Here is a 21763-nt window from a genome sequence, read left to right as displayed (position 1 = left end):
GGCGTGAAAGGTGAAACAGAGGGCTTTTACTTAGGTCCAGGATTTTCTCATGAGGCTCGAATCAGGCTCACTCTGTTTCATGTAATGGTAGCTAACCACTACGAAAAACAAGATACAAGGCTCGAAGCCCGTAGGGAAGGTACCGCGCAGCGGCAAGATTTCGCGCCACAGGCAGATGTGCCAGAACATGTCCATCGTCCCAGCGGCAGCGCGGAGTAAAAAAGACGCGGAGATTCCAAAGAGGGGGCCGTCCAGCCCCTCTTTGGTCGGTTTCGGCGCGAGCCGCTGAGCGATCACCGCACATGAAAAACCGAAATTTCCTCGATCCGCTGTCAGCCCCTCACGGCGAGTGAGAAAAAATTCATGATCCTACCGGCTGAGGATACAACCCCTTCCGTTTCCACTTCACGTCAGCCACCGATAACCCGGTGTGAATTTTCCCCTGCAACAGCAGGTTAAATTTTGCGCCCGATGGCCGTGTCAGGCGGCTTTGCAGGATGTACACGGCTTCGCTGCCCAGCTCGCGGCAGGGGAGAAGGACGGAGGTGAAATTCATCGGCGAGGTGAGTTTCATGTCGTGCTCGAAATCCATGCTCATGACGGAAATGTCTTCCGGCACCTGGATGCCCTGATCCCGCAACGCTTCCACGGTGGCGTGTGCAATCGGTGTGCTGCCGCAAATAATGGCCGACGGCAGGCATTCGCGTTTGCGCTCTTTCAGGTATTTATCGAAGCATTTGCGCGCCTGCTCTTTGCCGTTGCCGTGATTGATCAGCAGATGTGTCGCTTCGTCAAAAATAACGTGATGCTCAAGACAGGCGCGTTTGAAGCCGTCCAGCCTTTGCATCATGGTTTCACGGCGCAGATCGGTGAAAAGCATTACCGGCCGGTGGCCTTTCTGGAAAAGGAAATTCGCCGCGCAATAACCGATGGAGTAATGATCTGCGGACACGCAATCAAGGCGCATTTCGCTGTCTTTCGCATTCAGCATCACCACCGGTTTATTCGATTCCGCTGCCAGACGGTAAAGCATCACGTCATCAATTCCGATGATAACGACGCCGTCCACGTCGGACTGATTCAGCGCCTGCATAAAAACCGCGATATCGGGATCGTTTACCGATAACGCGCATTTACGGATGTGAATATCAAAGCGCGCCACTTCGGCGGTGATTTCCTGAATGGCTTCGTAATAATAGAGATCTTCATGCGGGGAAAATGCCGCAGGCGGCGCGCAAATTAACAGGGTATTCATTAACAAACGGCTGGCGGGAATGTCGCGCAAAATACCCATGGTTCTTGCGTGGGTAAATACCTTTTCTTTTGCCTGCGGGCTGACATTCGCTTTACCAGCAAGGACACGGGAAACAGTGCTCGGAGAAAGTCCGGTGAGCTCTGCAATTTGCCTGATTTTTAATTTTCCCGTCATTTTGTGATCAACGCCTCATTGGGTGATGGACTTATTGCCACGGTTAACTGTTTGTAATTAATGAGCTATTCATCATCATAGCAAATAACAAATAGCGCACTGCAATTCCTGTCACAAATAGCAGTTGTTGGAAAAAAAAGTCGTTACTACTCTCGTGAATAACAACGTCAGAGAAAAAATATCGTATTTGCCTGCCCTGAATTATTAATAAATTCAGCAAGGTGACGGTCGCCCTTCGGTTTTTATCGGGAGTAGGATAATGCTTAAAATAGCCATTATTGGTACGGGTAATATTTCACATAACCATATTCAGGGATATTTGCAGTTTGCCGATCGCTGCCAGGTGGTCGCGCTGGTGGATATTTATCCGGAGAAAGCGGAAGAGAAAAAACGGCATTACGGGCTGGCTGACGCGAAGGTTTACGCCAGTCATCAGGACATTCTCAATGATGCCAGCATTGACGTTTTTGACGTCTGCACGCCGCCGTATGTGCATGCCGAAATCTCCATTGACGCGCTGAACGCCGGAAAGCATGTGCTGTGCGAAAAGCCGATGGCCGCTTCCTTACAGGAGTGCGACGCGATGATCCGCGCCGCGCAGGAGAGCGGAAAAACGCTTTCTATTATTGCGCAAAACCGTTTTACCGATGCGTTCTGGCGGCTGAAACAGGTGCTCGATTCCGGCGAGGCAGGCAAAGTCTGCCACGCGCAGGTGGATTCATTCTGGTGGCGCGGCCATTCCTATTACGATTTATGGTGGCGCGGAACCTGGGAAAAAGAGGCGGGCGGCTGCACGCTCAATCACGCGGTTCACCACATTGACGCCATTCAGTGGATGCTCGGTTTCCCTTCCGAAGTGGTGTCGATGATCACCAACGCTGCCCACGATAATGCCGAAGTGGAAGACCTTTCGGCGGCGATCTTCAAATATGACTCCGGTGCGCTGACACAGCTGACGGCCTCCGTGGTGCATCACGGGGAAGATCAGAAAATTGTCATTCAGGGCGAAAAAGCACGGGTTTCTGCGCCGTGGGATAAATTTGCCAGCATTTCTGCCCCGAACGGTTTTCCGGTGGAAGAGCGCGATACCGCACGCGAAAACCGTCTCGACGATATTTACCGCTCAGTGCCCAAACTGACGCATACGCTGCACACCGGCCAGATCGACAACTTCCTCACTGCGCTCGAAACGCACTCCGCGCCGCTTATTGACGGCGTTCAGGGCAAGCGTTCGCTGGAGCTTATCGCCGGCATTTATAAATCGGCCATCACCCGCAGTGTGGTTTCGCTGCCGATTGCGCCGTCGGATCCGTTTTATCAAACCGGCGGGCTGGTTTCTCTGGCACCGCACTTTTATGAGAAATCGGCTTCCGTGGAGAATTTCGCTAACGAAGACGCCATCCCGCTGGGCAAAGACATGGATATTGGAGCGTAGACATGAGCAACAAAGACGGAATGAACTATGCACCGGTCGGGAAACCGCAGCCGGTGGTGAAACCGGGCGAATTCGTGATTGCCGCCGCCGCGCTCGATCACGGGCATATTTACGGCATGTGCAACGGGCTGATTGAAGCCGGTGCCAGCCTGAAATGGGTTTACGATCCGGATCCGGCAAAAGTGGCGAAGTTCGTCAGCCAGTATCCGCAGGTGACGGTCGCGCCATCGCTGAGCGCTATCCTCGGGGATAAAGAAGTGCAACTGGTGGCTGGCGCGGGCATTCCCTCTGAACGCTGCGCGCTCGGACTGAAAGTGATGGACGCCGGAAAGGATTATTTCACCGACAAAGCGCCGCTCACCACGCTGGAACAGCTGGCGGCAGCAAAAGAAAAGGCGGCGAAAACCGGGCGCAAATATGCGGTGTATTACAGCGAACGTCTGCATGTGGAAAGCGCAGTATTTGCCGGGCAACTGGTGCAGGAAGGGGCGATTGGCCGCGTGGTGCAGACGCTCGGTACCGGCCCGCACCGCGAGGGCGAAGGGCGGCCTGACTGGTTTTACGAAAGGGAGAAATTTGGCGGGATCCTGTGTGACATCGGCAGTCATCAGATTGAGCAGTTTCTGTTTTATACCGGCAACAGCAATGCCCGCGTGGTCGCGGCGCAGGCGCTGAATTTCAACCATCCGCAATACCCGAACTTTGAAGATTTTGGCGACACGATGCTGGAAGGTGAAAACGGCGCGCGCGGGTATTTTCGCTGCGACTGGTTTACGCCGGAAGGGCTCAGCACCTGGGGCGACGGCCGTCTGACGCTGCTGGGCACCGAAGGTTACATTGAGGTGCGCAAATATGTCGATATCACACGTGGCGAACAGGACGTGGTGTATCTGGTGAATCAGGACGGTGAATTCCGTTATCCGGTTTCCGGAAAGGTCGGTTTCCCGTTCTTCGGGCAACTGATCCTCGATTGTCTGAACCGCACCGAAAACGCCATGACGCAGGAGCATGCGTTTAAAGCCGCCGAGCTTTGCGTGCGGGCGCAGATGCTGGCGAACGGGGCACGCTGAAACGGGAGGCATGATGAACATGATTAATGCCGCCGTCATTGGCTGCGGCGCCATCCATTCCTGCCACGTGGCGGCGATTGAGCAGGAGCCTGCGAGCACGCTGCGGGCGATTGCCGAAATTGATGTTGAAAAGGGCCGTGCGCTGGCCAAGCGGTATGACTGTGATTTTTATGCCGATTATCATGAAATGCTGCGCGATCCGCAGATTGATGTTGTGCATATTTGTCTGCCGCATCATCTGCATCAGGCTGCGATTCTTGCCGCACTGGCCGCCGGAAAACATGTGTTCACCGAAAAACCGGTGGCACTGAATTCCGGGGAAGTCGCCGCCATCAGGCAGGCCTTGACGGAAACGGGCGCCCGGCTGGGTGTCTGTTATCAGAACCGGCTGAATCCGTCGAGCCGGGAAATTAAAGCGCTGCTCGAAAGCGGGCAGCTCGGCAAAATGCTGAGTATCAAAGCCGTGCTGACATGGTCACGCGGCGGTGCATATTACACCGAAAGCCCGTGGCGCGGGCGTTTCGAAACAGAAGGCGGCAGTTTGCTGATCAACCAGGCCATTCATACGCTGGATCTTATGCAGTGGTTTGGCGGCGGCGTGCTGGCGGTGAAAGGTGTGGTGGAGAGCAGCTTTCTCAGCGAACTCACCGAAAATGAAGATACCGCGATGGCCAGTTTTAAACTCGGCAACGGCGCGCGCGGGCTGTTTTATGCGACCAACTGCCACAGCACGGATTCCCCGCTGCTGCTGGAAATTCATTGTGAAAAAGGGTTGTTGCAACTGCATCACAACACGCTCTGGCTGATTGACAGGGACAATAAAACGCCGTTAATCAGTGATGAAAACCCGTCGGGCAATGCTAAAAGCTACTGGGGCGACAGCCATCGTCAGGCGGTGTTTAATTTCTACCAGTCAGTTCGTGATTCAGGGAATACCCTTAATACCCAAAATAAAAACTATACCGATATTCATGACGCTGAAACCTCCCTGAATATTGTCGGGGCGATTTACCGGTCATCTCAGTTGCGGAAATGGATAATGCTTACCGAAAAATAACAGTAATAATCACCCTACATCCACAGGATAATAAAAATGAAACCAACTGAACGAAGAGTCGGTTATGGCACCGCTATAGGCTATGGTGTAACGGATTTATTTGGTGGCGGCGCATTTGCCGTTATCGGGACCTGGCTATTATTCTTTTATACCACCTACTGCGGATTATCTGTTTTTGAAGCCGGTTCTATTTTTGCCATCGCCCGCGTTATCGATGCAGTATTAAGCCCGATTATGGGATATATCACCGATAACTTTGGGAATACCTGGCTGGGGAAAAAATTCGGCAGGCGACGGTTTTTCCTGCTGATCAGCTCTCCTCTGATGTTCCTATACGCGCTGGTCTGGGTCACCGATATGAGCTACTGGTACTACCTCGGTACCTATCTTTCTATCGAATTGCTGTCCGCGATGGTGCTGGTACCGTGGGAAACGCTGTCGGCGGAAATGACCAACCGGTTCAGCGAACGCACCCGTCTTTCAGGCGTTCGCATGATTTGCTCCCAGCTCGGCGGCCTGCTGGCGGTGTCGATTCCGGGCATTCTCATGCAGTTCACCGGTAAAGATAATTCCCTGACGTACACTTATACCGGTATCATTTTTGCCTGTATTTTCTGCGTGGCGGTATTCACCACCTGGATGTGTACCTGGGAAGCGAAAGACGTGCGGGAAGAGTTTGAACCGGAGCCGGTCACTGCCGGTGGCGGCAGTTTATGGCATCATTTAAAAAGCCTGGTATCAGACCTCTTTTCCTCGTTCAGAATACGCATGTTCCGCCAGCATATTATTATCTATATTTTCTCGTTTACCGCGCTGGACGTTTTTGGTGCCGTATTCACCTATTATGTGGTTTACGGGTTACATCAACATGCCTCGTCGGTTTCGGGATATTTGAGCGTGGCGGCGCTGGCTTCCGTACCTTCGACGTTTATATTTATGATGTTGCTTGAGAAATTAAATATGTCGCCGTCGGGTGCGCTGCGGCTGGCGTACGGTATTATATTCTGCGTGCTGGCTTTTCTGTTTTATGTCTATATCACCGAAATGGCGGTTTCCCTGCTGTTGTTCTCGGCGGTCTTTGCCATATTCGGTTTCGCGCGCGCCGGGCTTTATTATATTCCGTGGAATATCTACAGCTTTATTCCGGATGTGGATGAAATCGTCACCAAAAAACGCCGCGAAGGGATATTTGCCGGTGTGATGGTGTTAACGCGAAAAAGCACGGTCGCGCTGGCTATTATGCTGATTGGCGTGGTGCTGGAGGAAAGCGGTTTCGTTAAAGGGCAGGGCATGCAGCCGGAAAGCGCGCTGCACGCGATTATCGGGCTGATGGTCTTTGCGACAGGCATTTTGCTGGCCGTCAGTTTCTATATGACCTTTAAATTTAAGCTGACGCGGGACACGCATAAAACGCTGATCAAAGAAGTCGCGCGCCTGAAACTGGGCGGCGACCTGAATGACTGCACGCCGGAATGCCAGAAAGTGATCAAAGATCTGACCGGTTACGACTATCAGGAAGTGTGGGGCGGGAGTGCGACGCGCAAAACCGCCGGAGGAAAATTAGCCCCCGCGCCCGGTGACGCGGTCGGGCTCTGAAAGGCGTTATTCCGGCGGCGTCTGGTCGCCGCCGCCTAACGGGCGCTGCATAAAGACGGTATCCAGCCAGCGCCCGTGTTTAAAACCGACGGATTTCAGGGTGCCGGTCACGCTGAAACCGGCCGCAAGATGCAGGTGAATGGACGCCTGATTCTGGCTGTCGCCAACGTTGCCAATCAGCTGGCGGAAACCGTGCATTTCCGCCCAGTCCACCGCCCGGCGCAGCAAGGCTTTTCCCGCCCCGCGTTTCTGAAAACCGGGATCAATATAAATAGAATCCTCCAGCGTATGCCGGTAGGCGTAACGCTCGCGATATCGCCCGAGGTAGCAATACCCTTTCACTTCCCCTTCATGCAGAACCACCAGCCAGAGCAGCCCGGCGTCTTTGATTTTCTTCAGGCGCGCGGCCATTTCATCCACAGAAGGCGGCTCCGTTTCAAAGGACGCGGTGCCGTGCAAAACGTGCCAGGCATAAATTTTCTGCATTTCGGGAACGTGCTGTTCATCTGCTTCAATAATTTCCATTCTTCCGGGCTCTCGTCAGTCAGTTTTATCCAGCCTACACGTTTCGGAAAGAATCGGGCAGGGGCGTGCTGCGCATTATTTCCGGGTTATGCTTTTTTCTTCTTATTGATGCTTTTTTCGTTTTTTAAGCCGCTACCCTGACCCTGTTATAGTCAGCTTCACTTTGGATTAGGGCTTATTTTTTAAGGAAAAAACGTGAAACTGACAATGCCGCATTTTCGGACAGGCGCTTTCGTATTACTCGCAGGATTGTTGCTGGCAGGTTGTGATCAAAAAGGCAGCGATGCGAAGCACATCAAGGTCGGTGTAATTAACGGCGCGGAGCAGGATGTCGCCGAAGTCGCCAAAAAAGTCGCGAAAGAGAAATACGGGCTGGATGTCGAGCTGGTCGGGTTCAGCGGTTCATTGTTGCCGAACGATGCCACGCAGCACGGCGAGCTGGATGCCAACGTTTTCCAGCACCGCCCGTTCCTCGATCAGGACAATAAAGCGCATGGCTACAATCTCGTCGCCGTCGGCAATACGTTTGTGTTCCCGATGGCCGGTTATTCGAAAAAAATCAAAACGGTCGGTCAGCTGAAAGACGGCGCGACGGTGGCGATCCCCAACGATCCGACCAATCTGGGGCGTGCGCTTTTGCTGCTGCAAAAAGAGAAACTGATCACTCTGAAAGAGGGTAAAGGTCTGTTGCCGACGGCGCCGGATATCGTTGAGAACCCGCATCATCTGAACATAATGGAGCTGGAAGGCGCGCAGTTACCGCGTGTGCTCGACGACCCGAAAGTCGACGTGGCGATCATCAGTACCACTTACATTCAGCAAACCGGGTTATCGCCGGTGCACGACAGCGTGTTTATCGAAGACAAGAACTCGCCTTACGTGAACCTGCTGGTGACGCGCGAAGACAATAAAGACGCCGAGAACGTGAAGGAGTTTCTGAAATCCTATCAGTCGCCGGAAGTGGCAAAAGCCGCAGAGAAAATCTTCAACGGTGGCGCGGTTCCGGGCTGGTAAAAGGCTGTAACGGGATGAATAAAATTTGACGCTTTTGCCTGACAGGTTATCGTCAGGCAAAAGCGTTTCTTTACTTCGCAAGATAACGATTTTACGACTTATGCTGTTTCGCAAACTCGTCTTTGGCTTTCTGCAATTGCTGCTGGAAAGCGGTGTTGGTGTGCAACGTGGCGACGACCGCCGAGCCGACAATACGCGCCGCATCGACATCGCTCTGCCAGTGATATCCGCAAATCACGCGGCTCTGGCCTAAATCGAAACCGCGCTGAAGGATTTGATCCTGGCGTTGCGGGTTAATTTCCGTCAATACCAGCGCCGTCGCCCAGCCGATGGAGGTGTGACCTGACGGGTAAGATCCATTCTTAGACAGCTTATCCTGCTCGGTCGTGTTGCACGTCGGTACGCCGTAGAACGCGAACGGACGAATGCGCATGTACTTCTCTTTCGCCGAACGGGTGGCGAGATCGCCCGCATCTTCAATCATATTGGTCAGCAGCTTATGCAGCTCCGGCGTATCTTTCGCCGTAATCGGTGAACCAAACGCTGTGGAGAATGCATTCGCAACGCCGCCCGCGCTCAGGTTGGCATCTTCAGCCGCCAGCTTGCCGCGTTCCGTCGAGCGCAGAAGACGCCCTTGTTCGTACATCGCCTGATCGTTGAGAAACGCAATGCTGCCCACAGCCGGTGGCGGCGGAAGCAGCGCCAGGCTGTTGATTGCCTGGTCGTTTTTCAGATAGTACAAGTCTGGTTTGGTGGTCGCATCATTGCCGGTGAGGGCAAAGGCATTGACAGAGAAAAGTCCCGCGAGACAAAAAGTAGCAACAATTTTCATGAAGGTTTCCTTACGGACCGCTGATTTTCATTACGGACTCATTTCCGTAACATTTGTTAACATGTGTAAGTAAAACAAATTCTTCATCAAAAAAAATGCGCGAGATCTCAAAATTGGGAATTTGTGGGTATGAGGGGGATTTGCAGTAAGGCAGATAAATTCACAGGATTTTGTTGGAGATAAAAAGTACTTTAGTTCGCAGGAGTTAACTTGGCGAGCGAAATGTTCTAATGCAGACTCACAGGTTTTTAGCCTTACATTTTTTTCAGTTTTGATTTTCATCCCTTGTGCTGCCAGGCCGCTTGGTGCAAGGGTTCTCACGTTTTACCCCACCCATATACCACTCCCGTTTTTGATGACTCATTTTCACGTAAAATAGAAAAGTTGTTTATAAACAATCGGTTATAAAGGGTTCAGCAAGATAACCAGAACGCTAAAACTGAAAAGTACTGAAATTTATTACAATCTTTTCCGTTTGGGATTTACGAGAGAACTCCAGGCGCGGCGCCGTCTGGCGTATTGGTTCGTAGAAACTGAAAAAATTATGCATTACAAAAACCGCAGGCGGGTGCGGTGTAGTGCAACTTTCGTTGATTTCTCGTATGTTTTAGATGGGCTGATTTGAATTGTGTTGCAAGACATGAAATGTATGCTTGTTAATAATAAGTACAGACATTAGTAAAAAAGTGGAAAACTTCCTACGAAGTTATTACTATCCTTTTCAATTACTCTCAATGAGAATCACCCATGAAATTTTTAGAATACAAATGCCTTAGGACAGAGTTTGGTGGAATTCCAGCAGCAACCTTTTCTATGAAGGTTAAAGACCTAATGCCAATGTATTATGTTGCTATAAGAGGTAGAGATAAGGAAGAGGGTTCTGTGCAGCGTGTACTAAATAGCCGTAGGATTTCAGCTATTAGGGATTACATACTGGATGACAACACTTTCTTTAGCTCTTTTATCTTAAATTGGACTGATGTAAATGAAGAGCTCCAGTATAAAAAAGATACAATCATTGTCCCAATAGTTTTTGATTCTATACAAGTTATTGATGGCCAGCATCGTCTAGCTGGTTTTGAAGCAGCAATAGAAGAGAATGAATCAGTTGGTGAACGAGAGATCCTAGTGACAATGTGCTCTCGACTAACAACTAAAGAAGCTGCAAAAATATTCCTCAATATAAACACTGAACAAAAGCCAGTTCCTAAAAGTTTAATGTATGATCTTTTTGGTGAGGTTGAAGATGATGAAACGCACGCAATAAATAGAATTACAGATATTGCTCGGGATTTAAACGAAGATCCTAAATCTCCATTTTATAAGCTTATTAAGTTTCCAGGTAATCCACGTGGAGTCGGGAGTGTCGAGTTATCAACATTTACTCAAGCTTTAAAAGAACATATAAAGCCGGGTGGCACCTTCACAAAATTCAAATTAAAAACTTATGATAATCAAAAAAACTTGTTAGAAAATTATTTTAACAGTATAAAATTTTACTATGACGAACAAAACCTTTGGACTAGTAAAACTAAAAATCCTTTTGTGAAAGCAGCTGGTTTCGGGGGGGCTATTGATTTCCTTACTGAACATTTAATTAGTAAGTGTGTCGAGAAAAAATCATTTAAGCCTGAAACTATTAAGAATATTATTTCATTGAAGAATACAAGTCTTATTACTTGGGATGAATTAAAAAACCTTGATGGTAAGACAGCTAGGAAGAGAGTTAAACAGCTCTTGGAAGAGAACGTTATGTCATCTTTACCTTCTCAGGATGAATATGAATTTTAACAGATTTCAGTGCCAAGAGTTTATTGAGACTGAGCTGGGTTGTACGGATTACACCCAGCTAAGCAGCTATAAACATATCTTTAAGGATTATAGTCTTAGGGAGACTAAGCTGGATGAACTCAGGGGTAAAGCCAAAGCTGACGCCAAAGATCTTTATTTCAAAGCATTGATTACTTTTTTGGAGGCCACAAATGGCATCAAAAGAGGTCAATCCTCTTGGCCAATTGTCAAGCTTTACTATTCTTTATTTTATTCTTTAAGAGTGTTTTTGTTATTATCAGGGAATGTAATACTTAAAAATGGAACAAGAGATATTTACGGTTTGAAAATATCTGCTGGAGAAAAGCCTGAGAAATTAAATTGTACGGGCATAAGCGGAGATCATAAAGTAACAATTAAATATTTTAAGGAACTATTCTCCCATTCAGAAAAAATCAATACTAATAATATTGATGGGCAGCATGTTTTTGATTGGATTATGAGTTACCGAGAACTTGTTAATTACAGAATAAATTCTTTCATTGAACCTCAATTTGGATATGAGGTTGTGCCGAATCTTTTCATCGCTACAAGTAGTTATGATGATTTGGTTAGTCGGTATCTTAATCATCCTGATATAATTTATTGTTTCTTAAAGGATCATTCTATTTACGCAACACCTCTTCTATTTTTAAAGAAATCTCATGATTTTTTAAAAGAGAATTACGGTGATGAAGATATTTTATCAGAAGAAAGATGTGCTGCCAGTAAATCAGTAATAGAACAAATGGACTTAAAAGATTCTAAAGTTTTAAAAAATCTAATATTTGAATTATGACATATACTTCATTAATGTATCGCTATATGTTTGAATCATGGTTTTTCGCTGATCTCAATACTGCGCATGATTGTAAGTCCCTCTTATCAACATGCGCAAGTTGCATTTCGATCCAGGCACTATCAAATCCTTGTTCATGCAAAATAGTGCTCATGGTATGCCTGAGTTCATGCCCCGTTGCTTTTCCATGATATCCGATCAGTTTGAGCACCTTATTAATGCTCCCTTCACTCATCGGCTTACTGGCATCATTGCGACCAGGGAACACGAGCTGGTAACGTCCTGTTAGCGTCTCTAACTGGCATAGGATCTCCATTGCCTGGGTTGATAATGGAACCAGATGTGGGCGCTTCATTTTCATGCGCTCGGCAGGGCTCTCCCACAGAGCATTTTCTAAATCAAACTCCTCCCATCTTGCTCCCCATAATTCGATTGTTCGGGTGCCGGTTAGCATCAGCAACTGCGTGGCCAATTTAGTGATGATGCTACCTGAGTAGAATTACAGAGCTTTTATAAAAGCAGTGAACGCATCAGTTTTCAACAGGAATAGTGGATTTAGTTTATTGATTTGAAATATATAGATTTTTAGACTTTAAGAGATGTAATGAGAAGTGAAAATGGTGTCCCCTACAGGAATCGAACCTGTAACTAGCCCTTAGGAGGGGCTTGTTATATCCGTTTAACTAAGGAGACACGGGCGCCAGTAGAAAGCGCCCGCGTAGTATACCCGTTTTTCTCTCAATAATAAGGCGTTAGCCTGTCGTTTGGTCGTTTCGTCGCCAGTTCTGCGCTTTTATTCCTCTTCACGGTTTCGCCGCTTCCTTCTTCGCGGCTTCCTGTTCTGCCTTTTTGACTTTGGCTTTCTTCTGATTGCTCATGTCGTTACGGATTTGTGCGTGGCTGATCAGCGCAAAGATAAAGGTACCGCCCGCGATGTTTCCGGCCAGCGTCGGCAGGGCAAAAGGCCAGATGAAGTCAGTCCACGGGATTGCGCCGGAGAAGACCAGATAGAGGATTTCCACCGAGCCGACCACGATGTGTGTCAGGTCGCCGATTGCCACCATGTAGGTCATCAGCATAATTACCCACAGTTTGGCGGCACCTGCGGAAGGGATCATCCAGACCATAGTCGCAATCAGCCAGCCGGAAACCATGCCGCCGACAAACATCGCGCCGGGTCCTTTTTCCATAATTTCCATGCTGATCTCGTGAAAGGCTTTGTCGGTCTCCGGATCAAAAAATGGCACCAGATGAAACGCCAGTGCTGCAAAGCCGCCGCCGATGATATTTCCGATCAGCACCAGCCCCCACAACCGCAGCAAGAGCGCGACGTTTTTGCCGGTCAGTTTTTGCATGACGGGCAACACGGCGGTGACGGTGTTTTCCGTAAACAGCTGCTGGCGCGCCATGATGACAATAATGAACCCGACGGTATAACCAATATTTTCGATAAAGAACCGTTCGGGCGAATCGGGCAGGCGGGCGTGAAGAATGCCTTTCGCCATCAGCGAAGCGCTGATCGAAAGCCCGGCGGCAATCGCTGACCAGAGCAACGCCTGGCCGTCACGTTCCAGCTCTTTCTCGCCTTCCATGCGGATAACTTCGTGCACGGCGGCCGCCTTGGAGGGCAGATTCTCTTCACCGGTTTCGATTTTCTTACCCTGCGAATGCTCCTCGCTGTCAACGTCGGTACTGCTTTCCTGCTTTTTATCGTCGCTCATCGTTCTCCCCCAAAAAAAATCAAAGTGATAAAAAAGTCCGTCATGCATAAGCATAGGCGAGGCCGGGAATTTATGAGCAGATATACAAATAAGTTACAAACCGTTAACCCATGAACCTTATGGGTCATTTTTGGGGCAATGTCTGCGATATCAGACTTTTCTGGCGGGCGTTTATATGTAATAACGTACCGCTCCCTAAGCTGCGTCGTGCCGGACGCCTGTGATATGATGCGGACTTGTGAAAAATAAGAGACATCTCCATGTTTGAAGCCCTTAACCTGAGCTGCGTTCGCGATGAGCGGACCTTGTTTAGTGGCTTGAGTTTCACGGTCTTACCGGGCGAAATGGTGCAGATTGAAGGCCGGAACGGTGCCGGTAAAACCAGTTTGCTGCGTATTCTGGCCGGGCTGTCCTCTCCGGACGCCGGTGAAGTCCGCTGGCAGGGCGTCAGTACCCGCCGTCAGCGCGATGTTTTTCATCAGGAACTTCTGTATCTCGGGCATCAGCCCGGCATAAAGTCAGTGCTTACTGCGTTTGAAAACCTTGCCTTCTATCTGTCTGTCAGCAGTCCGTCTGTCCGCGGTGACGCCGCAGCGGAAGCTATTTATCAGGCACTCGAAAATGTTGGCCTGCTGGGCTACGAAGATGTCACAGTCGCGCAGATGTCCGCCGGGCAGCAACGGCGCGTGGCGCTGGCGCGTTTATGGCTGAGCAATGCGCCGCTTTGGATCCTTGATGAACCGCTGACGGCCATTGATAAGCAAGGTGTTGCGACGCTGATTGCGCTGTTCGAACAGCATGCGGAGCAGGGCGGAATGGTGCTGCTGACCACACATCAGGATTTGCAGGGCGTTAACCGCGACGTGCGGAAAATCCGTCTGACCGGCGCAGAGCTGGCGTGACGCGAAAAGGAAAGAGACGGAATGTTTACTAAGGTTCTGAGCCGCGAACTGAAAATTGCTTTTCGAAAAAGCGCCGAAATTATCAACCCGCTGTGGTTTTTCCTGATTGTTATTACGCTGTTTCCGTTAGGAATTGGCCCTGAGCCAAAACTGCTGGCACGGATTGCGCCCGGTATTGTCTGGGTTGCGGCGCTGTTATCGTCTTTGCTGGCGCTGGAAAGGTTGTTCCGCGATGACTATCTCGACGGCACGCTTGAGCAGCTGTTGTTATTACCTTCGCCGCTGGCACTCACGGTTCTGGGGAAAGTATGTGCTCACTGGGTGGTGACCGGTTTGCCGTTACTGATCCTCTCTCCGCTGATTGCCCTGTTACTTTCACTGGATTTTGAAACCTGGAAAGCCGTCGCGCTGACGATTTTACTGGGGACGCCGACGCTGAGTTTTATCGGCGCCATCGGCGTGGCGCTGACGGTCGGGCTGCGCAAGGGCGGCGTGTTGCTGAGCCTGCTGGTTCTGCCGCTGTATATTCCGGTGCTGATTTTTGCCACCGGTGCCATTGATGCCGCGTCGATGTCGATGCCTATCGGCGGGTATCTGGCCATTCTCGGCGCGATGTTAGCGGGCAGTGCGACATTAGCGCCGTTTGCTACCGCTGCCGCCCTGCGAGTCAGCGTTCACTAACCCGGTTGTTTCCGCGAACGCCATAACACAGAATTATTTTACGTGCCGTTACAATAGAGAAGAAAAAACGCAACCTTTGACTAACATCACACTTCTCTATAGTGAACAATAGACATGCCAACAATAAGTGCGGGGAATTTCCTTCCGACCGCACAAGAGCCCACCGAGGTTCCACGGCAACCCACACAGTGACATTTTAAAGTGAGCAACGATAACAATGTGGAAATGGTTACATCAACTCGCGCGGCCTGAACGGCTTTACCACGTCTGTGGCCGGTTCATTCCGTGGCTCGGGCTTATCGGTATTGCCTGTCTGGTGATCGGCTGGGTTTGGGGTTTTGGCTATGCGCCGCCCGACTATCAGCAAGGTAACAGCTACCGGATTATGTACATTCACGTCCCGGCGGCGATCTGGTCGATGGGGATTTACAGCGCAATGGCAATCGCGGCGTTCATCGGCCTGGTGTGGCAGATGAAGATGTCGGATCTTGCCGTTGCGGCGATGGCGCCGGTCGGTGCCGTTTTCACGTTTATCGCACTGGTCACCGGCTCAGCCTGGGGCAAACCGATGTGGGGCACATGGTGGGTTTGGGATGCGCGTCTGACGTCCGAACTGGTGTTGCTGTTCCTGTATCTCGGGGTGATTGCGTTGTATAACGCCTTCGACGATCGCCGTCTGGCGGGGCGCGCCGCGGGGATTCTGGTGCTGGTCGGTGTGGTCAATATTCCTATCATTCATTACTCCGTTCAGTGGTGGAACACGCTGCATCAGGGGTCCACCAACATGCAGCAAACCATCGACCCGAGTATGCGTTATCCGCTGCGCTGGGCGATTTTCGGTTATCTGTTCTTCTTTATTACCCTCACGCTGATGCGTTTACGCAACCTGATCCTGAATCAGGAACGTCTGCGTCCGTGGGTGGCTGGCCTGCTGAATAAGGAGCGTCGCGGATGAGCCCTGCATTCTCAAGCTGGCACGATTTTTTCGCCATGGGCGGTTATGCTTTTTATGTCTGGCTGTCGGTGGCGGCAACCCTGATTTCCCTGATTGCGCTGGTGGTGCATACCCTCGTGCAGCATCGTCAGATTCTGGACGATGTAAAACGCCGTCAGGCTCGCGAAAAACGCATTAATCAGTCCACGTCTAAAAAACAGCAAGGCGCACAGACGTCACCGCTGGAACCGGACACATCCGGGGAGAAGTTATTGTGAATCCACGTCGTAAGAAGCGCCTGTCGCTGGCGCTGGTGGTGCTGATCGGCCTTGGCCTGAGCATTTCACTGGTGATGTATGCGCTGCGTTCCAACATTGATTTGTTCTATACCCCGAGTGAAATCTTGCAGGGCAAAGGCGAAAACCACGAAATGCCGGAAGTCGGCCAGCGCCTGCGCATCGGCGGCATGGTGATGCCCGGTTCGGTAAAACGGGATCCGAAAAGCCTGCAGGTGAGTTTCAAGATTTATGATGCACGCGGCGCGATTGCGGTGACGTACAACGGTATTCTGCCGGACCTGTTCCGTGAAGGGCAGGGTGTGGTGGCGCAGGGTGTGATGGAACCGGGGAATGTCGTGAATGCGATTCAGGTTCTGGCCAAACACGATGAAAAATATGTGCCGCCGGAAGTTGCCGACGCCATGAAAGAAAACCACAAAGGACCCGCATCTGCCTACGTGGGTAACGATAAAGGAAACAACCGCTCATGATGCCGGAACTGGGAACATTTGCACTCTGTCTGGCGTTAGGGCTGGCGGTTTTACTGAGTATTTACCCGCAATGGGGCGCGGCGCGGCAGGATAACCGGATGATGGCGATGGCGCGTCCGCTGGCGTACGGCATGTTTGCCTGCATCGTGCTGGCGTTTGCGATTCTGGTTCACGCGTTTGTGGTGAATGATTTTACCGTCGCGTATGTCGCTAACAATTCCAATACCCATTTGCCGGTGTATTACCGCGTGGCGGCCACCTGGGGTGCGCACGAAGGATCGTTGCTGTTATGGGTGTTGCTGCTGAGTTGCTGGACGCTGGCCGTTGCGCTGTTCAGCCGTCAGATGCCGCAGGATGCCGTGGCGCGCGTGCTCGCTGTCATGGGCATGATTACCGGCGGTTTCCTGCTGTTTATTCTGCTGACGTCGAATCCGTTTATCCGCTCTTTGCCTAATTTCCCGGTGGACGGCAGTGACCTGAATCCGGTGCTTCAGGACATCGGCCTGATTTTCCATCCGCCATTGCTGTACATGGGGTACGTCGGTTTCTCGGTGGCATTCGCGTTTGCGATTGCCTCGCTGATGGCCGGACGGCTTGATACCGCGTGGGCGCGCTGGTCGCGTCCGTGGACCACGGCGGCGTGGGTGTTTCTGACCATCGGCATCGTGCTCGGCTCTGCGTGGGCGTATTACGAATTAGGCTGGGGCGGCTGGTGGTTCTGGGATCCGGTCGAGAACGCGTCATTCATGCCGTGGCTGGCGGGAACCGCGCTTATCCACTCGCTCGCCGTGACCGAAAAACGCGGGACATTCAAAGCCTGGACGGTTCTGCTGGCGATCACCGCGTTCTCGCTGTGTTTGCTCGGGACTTTCCTGGTGCGTTCCGGCGTGCTGGTATCGGTTCACTCATTCGCCTCAGATCCGGCGCGCGGCATGTTTATCCTCGCGTACTTGGTGATTGTTATCGGCGGTTCCCTGCTGCTGTACGCCTTTAAAGGCAACTCGGTGCGTGCGCCGAGCCGTCATGAACTGCATTCGCGCGAAAGTTATCTGCTTGGCAATAACGTGCTGCTGGTCGCCGCCATGCTGGTGGTGCTCCTCGGTACGCTGTTACCGCTGATTCATAAACAGCTCGGGCTGGGCAGTATTTCCATCGGCGAACCGTTCTTTAATACGATGTTTACCTGGCTGATGGCGCCGCTGGCGCTGTTGTTAGGTATCGGCCCGCTGGTGCGCTGGCGTCGAGACGAGCCCAGCAAACTGTGGCGTCGTCTGGGCGTTGCGCTGGTGGTGACGCTGGTTCTGTCGATTCTTCTGCCGTGGTTGTTGCAGGACAAAATTGTTGGCATGACCGTTGTCGGCCTGCTGATGTCGGTGTGGGTGATTGTGCTGACGCTGATGGAGCTGCATGAACGCGCCACGCACCGTCATTCGTTCTGGCGCGGCCTGACCAAACTTTCCCGCAGCCACTGGGGCATGGTGCTCGGCCATCTGGGTGTGGCAGTCACGGTGATTGGTATTGCCTTTAGCCAGAATTACAGCGTCGAGCGCGATGTGCGCATGAAAGCCGGTGATACCGTAGATATTCATGATTATCATTTTGTCTTCCGCGACGTTCGCGACATTACCGGCCCGAACTATACCGGCGGTGAAGCGAATATCGACGTCACGCAGAACGGCAAAAAAGTCACCACGCTGCACGCGGAAAAACGGTTCTACAGCGTGGCGCGCAGCATGATGACCGAAGCCGCCATCGACGGTAATCTGGCGCGCGATCTGTACGCCGCGCTGGGTGAAGAGCTGGATGACGGCTCGTGGGCGGTGCGTTTGTACTACAAACCGTTTGTCCGCTGGATCTGGCTGGGCGGCCTCTTTATGGCGGCCGGCGGCGTGTTGTGTATTCTCGATCCGCGTTACCGCATGAGCAAAAAACTGAAGAAACAGGGCAATGCGGAGGCTGAAGCATGAACCGTAAACTTCTTTTTATTCCGCTGGTTCTGTTTCTGGCGCTGGCGGCGGCATTTTTAGTCCAGCTGACGCGCAACGCCAATGGCGATGATCCGACGTTGCTCGAATCCGCCCTGATCGGCAAACCGGTACCGGTTTTCAAGCTGGAATCGCTGGCACAGGCCGGAAAAACCTACGATCAGTCAGTGCTGCGCGACGGCAAACCGATGCTGCTGAACGTCTGGGCGACGTGGTGCCCGACGTGCCGTGCCGAACATGATTATCTGAACACACTGGCCGCCAAAGGCGTGCGCGTGGTCGGGCTCAATTACAAAGATGACCGTCAGAAAGCGGTCAGCTGGCTGAATACGCTGGGCAATCCGTACATGCTGAGCCTGTACGACGGCGACGGAATGCTCGGTTTAGATCTCGGTGTGTACGGCGCGCCGGAAACTTTCCTGATCGACGGACAGGGCATTATCCGCTATCGCCATGCGGGCGATTTGAATGAGAAAGTCTGGCAGAGCGAAGTGTTGCCGCTGTACAAAAAATACGGAGGCAACGCATGAAAATCTTACGCGCATTGCCTGCGTTAATGCTCGGCGTGGCACTGAGTTTCAGCGCTTTCGCGGCTATCGATACCTATCAGTTTAAATCGCCACAGCAGGAGCAGGATTATCGCGAGATCACCGCGCAACTGCGCTGCCCTAAATGCCAGAACACCAATATTGCGGCGTCCGATTCAATTATCGCCGCCGATATGCGCACCAAGGTATTTCAGCTGCTCAATGAAGGGCAGGATCGCCAGCAAATCGTCGCCTATATGGTGGCGCGTTACGGCAACTTCGTTACTTACGAACCGCCGGTGACGCCGTCGACCCTTATTCTGTGGCTTGGTCCGGTGCTGGTGGTGATTATCGGTGCAGGAATGATTTTCATGCGTTCCCGCCGCCGTGCCGTGGTCAGTGAAACCGGTACAGAAGAAATGTCAGAACAAGAGAAACAGCGCCTGGCGCAGTTACTTAAAGACAGCGACAGGACAGGATTATGAGTATTTTTTGGCTATGTATTGGAGTGATGCTGGTGATCGCGCTGGCGCTGTTTATCGTGCCGGTGATCCGTGGCGACCGCGCAGAACATACGTCGCGCGATGCGCTCAATAAAGCGTTCTACCATCACCGCTTACGTGAGCTGGAGCAGGACGAATCGCAGGGCGTAGTAGATGAACGTCCGGCGCATATTCAGGAATTGCAGGAAAATTTGCTGACCGATATCCCTGACGGCCACGCACCAGCAGCGGTACAACCGATCGGCCGCTGGACACTGGTGCCGGGCGCGATTTTGCTGGTGATCATCACGCTGGGCCTCTATTTATATGCGGGCGGATTAGGGCAGGTGAGTGCGTGGAATCAGGTGATGCAGCATATGCCAGATTTGCGTCATCGTATCGCGGACGACCACGGCATACCGCTGACCGCAAAAGATGTGCAGGATTTAGGGCTGGGATTGCGTACCGATTTGCAGGCCGATCCGAAAAATGTGCAGGACTGGGTTATGCTGGGCCGCGTGGGTATGGCGCTCAATAACGCCGCTACGGCCACACAGGCTTACGCCCATGCGTACAAACTGGCCCCGAATGATATGTCAGTGAAACTCGGTTATGCCGAGGTGTTAACCCGTTCATCTGATCCGCAAGATAACCTTACCGGCGGAAATCTCTTACGCAGTATGCTGGAAAAATCTCAGGGCGATCTGCGTGTATTAAGCTTGCTGGCCTATAATGAATATGAACAGGGTCACTATCCGCAAGCCATTGGCGCGTGGGAAGTTATGCTGAAAATTCTGCCGGCGGGTGATAAACGGCTTGAGATGGTTCAGGCAAGCATTGCACAGGCAAAACAGAAGGCGGGAATCGATCAGGTTAAACTGGCGGTAAACGTGACGCTATCTGCTGATGCACAAAGGAAACTTCCGCAGGATGGCACGGTCTTTATCTCGGTGACTGATGGCAGCAGTCCGGTGCCGGTTGCAGTGAAAAAACTGCCGCTGAGCCGCTTCCCGCTGGCGATTACCGTTGATGACAGCAATGCAATGATGCCGGAACGCTTGCTTTCTTCGTTGCAAAAATTAAAAGTACGCGTTCGTATTTCACAAAATGGTCTGGCGACGCCAGCCTCGGGTGACTGGTACGGCGACAGTTCGCTGACCGATTTTGCCGGTAACGGCCAGGTCAGCATTGAAATTAATCAGCAGGTTCCTTAAACACGAGCCGAAGATCAAAAACAGGGAGATATCCATGAACTTACGCCTGACTGGGCTGGCGTTTGCGACAGTTTTGCTGGTCGGTTGTGCCGGCACGTCCGGATCATCGGACAGCGAACAGCAGGGACGATCTGATCCGCTGGAAGGTTTCAACCGCGCGATGTTTAACTTCAACTTCAACTACATGGATCCGTATGTACTGCGTCCTGTGGCTGTTGCCTGGCGTGATTACGTGCCGCAGCCGGCGCGTAACGGCACCAGTAATTTCCTGAGTAACCTTGATGAACCGGCCAGCATGGTGAACTCCTTGCTGAAAGGCGATCCGTACCGTGCGGCGATCCACTTCAACCGTTTCTTCCTTAATACGATCCTGGGGATGGGCGGTCTGATTGATGTGGCATCGATGGCGAACCCGAAACTGGCACGCGAAGAAGCGCAAGGATTCGGCAGCACGCTGGGACATTACGGTGTGGGTTACGGCCCGTACGTGATGTTGCCGGGTTACGGCAGTGCGACCATTCGTGATGAAGGTGGCGATCTGGTCGATGACCTGTATCCGATGCTCAGCTATCTGACCTTCTGGATGTCAGCCGGTAAATGGGTATTGCAGGGCGTGGAAACCCGTGCTGAACTGCTCGATTCTGACGGCCTGATCCGAAACTCTTCCGATCCTTACCTGATGATCCGTGAAGCCTACTTCCAGCGCCATGACTTCCTGGCGAGAGGCGGTCAGCTGACACCGCAGGTGAACCCGAATGCGGCACTGATTCAGGGTGATCTGAAGGATATCGATTCGGAGTAACTCTCCGGCCGAATTCCGAACAAAAAAAAGCGCCTCCCGGCGCTTTTTTCATTTATGTTGACCCGTCCTAAATAGCGTTGACACATTTAACTCGTATATTGAGGAAAATGTGATGAACCAATATGTTAAACGTACCCAACGCGATTACTCTCTATCCTTTAAATTGGCCGTAGTCGAACA

The 21763-nt window shown here is 51.6% G+C and carries 22 protein-coding genes, 1 tRNA gene and 1 pseudogene; 18 read left to right on the top strand and 6 right to left on the bottom strand.

What is annotated here, in order from left to right; translation table 11 throughout:
• Nucleotides 1-219: hypothetical protein (locus IV433_RS26265; RefSeq protein ID WP_229893744.1), on the top strand; the 219-nt coding region annotated here is incomplete at its 5' end.
• A 142-nt stretch (nucleotides 220-361) separates the two neighbouring features.
• On the opposite strand, the gene IV433_RS26065 is transcribed toward IV433_RS26265, so the two are convergent.
• On the bottom strand, nucleotides 362-1429 hold the full coding sequence (locus IV433_RS26065) for a LacI family DNA-binding transcriptional regulator (RefSeq protein ID WP_195816423.1): 1068 nt from the start codon (nucleotides 1427-1429) through the stop codon (nucleotides 362-364).
• A gap of 259 nt (nucleotides 1430-1688) precedes the next feature.
• Between IV433_RS26065 and IV433_RS26060 the strand changes: the two genes are divergently transcribed.
• From IV433_RS26060 to IV433_RS26045, 4 genes are read left to right on the top strand one after another with little or no spacing between them, the layout of a single operon-like run.
• Complete coding sequence (locus tag IV433_RS26060) at nucleotides 1689-2864, top strand: Gfo/Idh/MocA family protein (RefSeq protein ID WP_195816422.1); 1176 nt, start codon at nucleotides 1689-1691, stop codon at nucleotides 2862-2864.
• A 2-nt stretch (nucleotides 2865-2866) separates the two neighbouring features.
• Complete coding sequence (locus IV433_RS26055) at nucleotides 2867-3934, top strand: Gfo/Idh/MocA family protein (RefSeq protein ID WP_195816421.1); 1068 nt, start codon at nucleotides 2867-2869, stop codon at nucleotides 3932-3934.
• A 13-nt stretch (nucleotides 3935-3947) separates the two neighbouring features.
• Nucleotides 3948-4991, top strand: coding sequence for a Gfo/Idh/MocA family protein (locus IV433_RS26050; protein ID WP_195816420.1), 1044 nt, complete (start codon nucleotides 3948-3950; stop codon nucleotides 4989-4991).
• Between the two features lie 36 nt (nucleotides 4992-5027).
• On the top strand, nucleotides 5028-6587 hold the full coding sequence (locus IV433_RS26045) for an MFS transporter (RefSeq protein WP_195816419.1): 1560 nt from the start codon (nucleotides 5028-5030) through the stop codon (nucleotides 6585-6587).
• A gap of 6 nt (nucleotides 6588-6593) precedes the next feature.
• On the opposite strand, the gene IV433_RS26040 is transcribed toward IV433_RS26045, so the two are convergent.
• Nucleotides 6594-7112 (bottom strand): GNAT family N-acetyltransferase, encoded by a 519-nt coding sequence (locus tag IV433_RS26040; protein WP_195816418.1) that lies wholly within the window; start codon nucleotides 7110-7112, stop codon nucleotides 6594-6596.
• Nucleotides 7113-7307: 195 nt separating this feature from the next.
• Between IV433_RS26040 and nlpA the strand changes: the two genes are divergently transcribed.
• The gene (gene nlpA, locus IV433_RS26035; protein WP_195816417.1) at nucleotides 7308-8126 is read left to right on the top strand and encodes a lipoprotein NlpA; all 819 of its coding nucleotides are present in this window, start codon (nucleotides 7308-7310) and stop codon (nucleotides 8124-8126) included.
• 91 nt (nucleotides 8127-8217) lie between these two features.
• Here the strand turns inward: nlpA and phoC are convergent, their stop codons facing one another.
• Nucleotides 8218-8958 (bottom strand): acid phosphatase PhoC, encoded by a 741-nt coding sequence (phoC, locus tag IV433_RS26030; RefSeq protein WP_101076177.1) that lies wholly within the window; start codon nucleotides 8956-8958, stop codon nucleotides 8218-8220.
• A gap of 747 nt (nucleotides 8959-9705) precedes the next feature.
• Here phoC and IV433_RS26025 point away from each other — a divergent pair.
• Both IV433_RS26025 and IV433_RS26020 read left to right on the top strand, forming a co-directional pair.
• Nucleotides 9706-10749: a DGQHR domain-containing protein gene (locus tag IV433_RS26025; RefSeq protein WP_195816416.1), complete on the top strand. Its 1044-nt coding sequence runs from the start codon at nucleotides 9706-9708 to the stop codon at nucleotides 10747-10749.
• Nucleotides 10739-11566: a hypothetical protein gene (locus IV433_RS26020; protein WP_195816415.1), complete on the top strand. Its 828-nt coding sequence runs from the start codon at nucleotides 10739-10741 to the stop codon at nucleotides 11564-11566. The genes IV433_RS26025 and IV433_RS26020 overlap by 11 nt, the downstream gene beginning before the upstream one ends.
• 54 nt (nucleotides 11567-11620) lie before the next feature.
• On the opposite strand, the pseudogene IV433_RS26015 reads toward IV433_RS26020, so the two are convergent.
• The 3 genes and pseudogenes from IV433_RS26015 to IV433_RS26005 all read right to left on the bottom strand — a co-directional run.
• Nucleotides 11621-12062 (bottom strand): annotated as a pseudogene (locus tag IV433_RS26015) (tyrosine-type recombinase/integrase); the annotation flags it as partial.
• A 122-nt stretch (nucleotides 12063-12184) separates the two neighbouring features.
• Nucleotides 12185-12259: transfer RNA gene (locus IV433_RS26010), tRNA-Arg, on the bottom strand.
• Between the two features lie 110 nt (nucleotides 12260-12369).
• A complete protein-coding gene (locus IV433_RS26005; RefSeq protein ID WP_195816414.1) occupies nucleotides 12370-13287 on the bottom strand; it encodes a formate/nitrite transporter family protein in 918 nt (305 codons plus the stop codon).
• Between the two features lie 260 nt (nucleotides 13288-13547).
• Between IV433_RS26005 and ccmA the strand changes: the two genes are divergently transcribed.
• The 10 genes from ccmA (at nucleotide 13548) to mlaA (ending at nucleotide 21583) form a co-directional block, all read left to right on the top strand.
• Nucleotides 13548-14189 (top strand): cytochrome c biogenesis heme-transporting ATPase CcmA, encoded by a 642-nt coding sequence (ccmA, locus tag IV433_RS26000; protein ID WP_195816413.1) that lies wholly within the window; start codon nucleotides 13548-13550, stop codon nucleotides 14187-14189.
• A gap of 21 nt (nucleotides 14190-14210) precedes the next feature.
• A complete protein-coding gene (gene ccmB, locus IV433_RS25995) occupies nucleotides 14211-14870 on the top strand; it encodes a heme exporter protein CcmB (protein WP_120507182.1) in 660 nt (219 codons plus the stop codon).
• Between the two features lie 217 nt (nucleotides 14871-15087).
• On the top strand, nucleotides 15088-15825 hold the full coding sequence (locus IV433_RS25990; RefSeq protein ID WP_195816412.1) for a heme ABC transporter permease: 738 nt from the start codon (nucleotides 15088-15090) through the stop codon (nucleotides 15823-15825).
• On the top strand, nucleotides 15822-16082 hold the full coding sequence (gene ccmD, locus IV433_RS25985) for a heme exporter protein CcmD (protein WP_152324422.1): 261 nt from the start codon (nucleotides 15822-15824) through the stop codon (nucleotides 16080-16082). The genes IV433_RS25990 and ccmD overlap by 4 nt, the downstream gene beginning before the upstream one ends.
• A complete protein-coding gene (gene ccmE / locus IV433_RS25980; protein WP_101076162.1) occupies nucleotides 16079-16573 on the top strand; it encodes a cytochrome c maturation protein CcmE in 495 nt (164 codons plus the stop codon). The genes ccmD and ccmE overlap by 4 nt, the downstream gene beginning before the upstream one ends.
• Nucleotides 16570-18540: a heme lyase CcmF/NrfE family subunit gene (locus IV433_RS25975; protein ID WP_195816411.1), complete on the top strand. Its 1971-nt coding sequence runs from the start codon at nucleotides 16570-16572 to the stop codon at nucleotides 18538-18540. Before ccmE ends, IV433_RS25975 begins: the two co-directional genes overlap by 4 nt.
• Nucleotides 18537-19088 (top strand): DsbE family thiol:disulfide interchange protein, encoded by a 552-nt coding sequence (locus IV433_RS25970; protein ID WP_195816410.1) that lies wholly within the window; start codon nucleotides 18537-18539, stop codon nucleotides 19086-19088. The genes IV433_RS25975 and IV433_RS25970 overlap by 4 nt, the downstream gene beginning before the upstream one ends.
• Nucleotides 19085-19570 carry a cytochrome c-type biogenesis protein gene (locus IV433_RS25965; protein WP_195816409.1) on the top strand — a complete coding sequence of 162 codons (486 nt, stop codon included), beginning with the start codon at nucleotides 19085-19087 and terminating at the stop codon, nucleotides 19568-19570. Before IV433_RS25970 ends, IV433_RS25965 begins: the two co-directional genes overlap by 4 nt.
• Nucleotides 19567-20781, top strand: a complete 1215-nt coding sequence (ccmI, locus tag IV433_RS25960) for a c-type cytochrome biogenesis protein CcmI (RefSeq protein ID WP_195816408.1) — start codon at nucleotides 19567-19569, stop codon at nucleotides 20779-20781. Before IV433_RS25965 ends, ccmI begins: the two co-directional genes overlap by 4 nt.
• 34 nt (nucleotides 20782-20815) lie before the next feature.
• The gene (mlaA, locus tag IV433_RS25955; RefSeq protein ID WP_195816407.1) at nucleotides 20816-21583 is read left to right on the top strand and encodes a phospholipid-binding lipoprotein MlaA; all 768 of its coding nucleotides are present in this window, start codon (nucleotides 20816-20818) and stop codon (nucleotides 21581-21583) included.
• Nucleotides 21584-21763 lie beyond the last annotated feature (180 nt).

Source organism: Rahnella laticis (assembly GCF_015644585.1).
GTDB lineage: Bacteria > Pseudomonadota > Gammaproteobacteria > Enterobacterales > Enterobacteriaceae > Rahnella > Rahnella laticis.
This window is presented reverse-complemented; position numbering and strand designations above follow the sequence as displayed.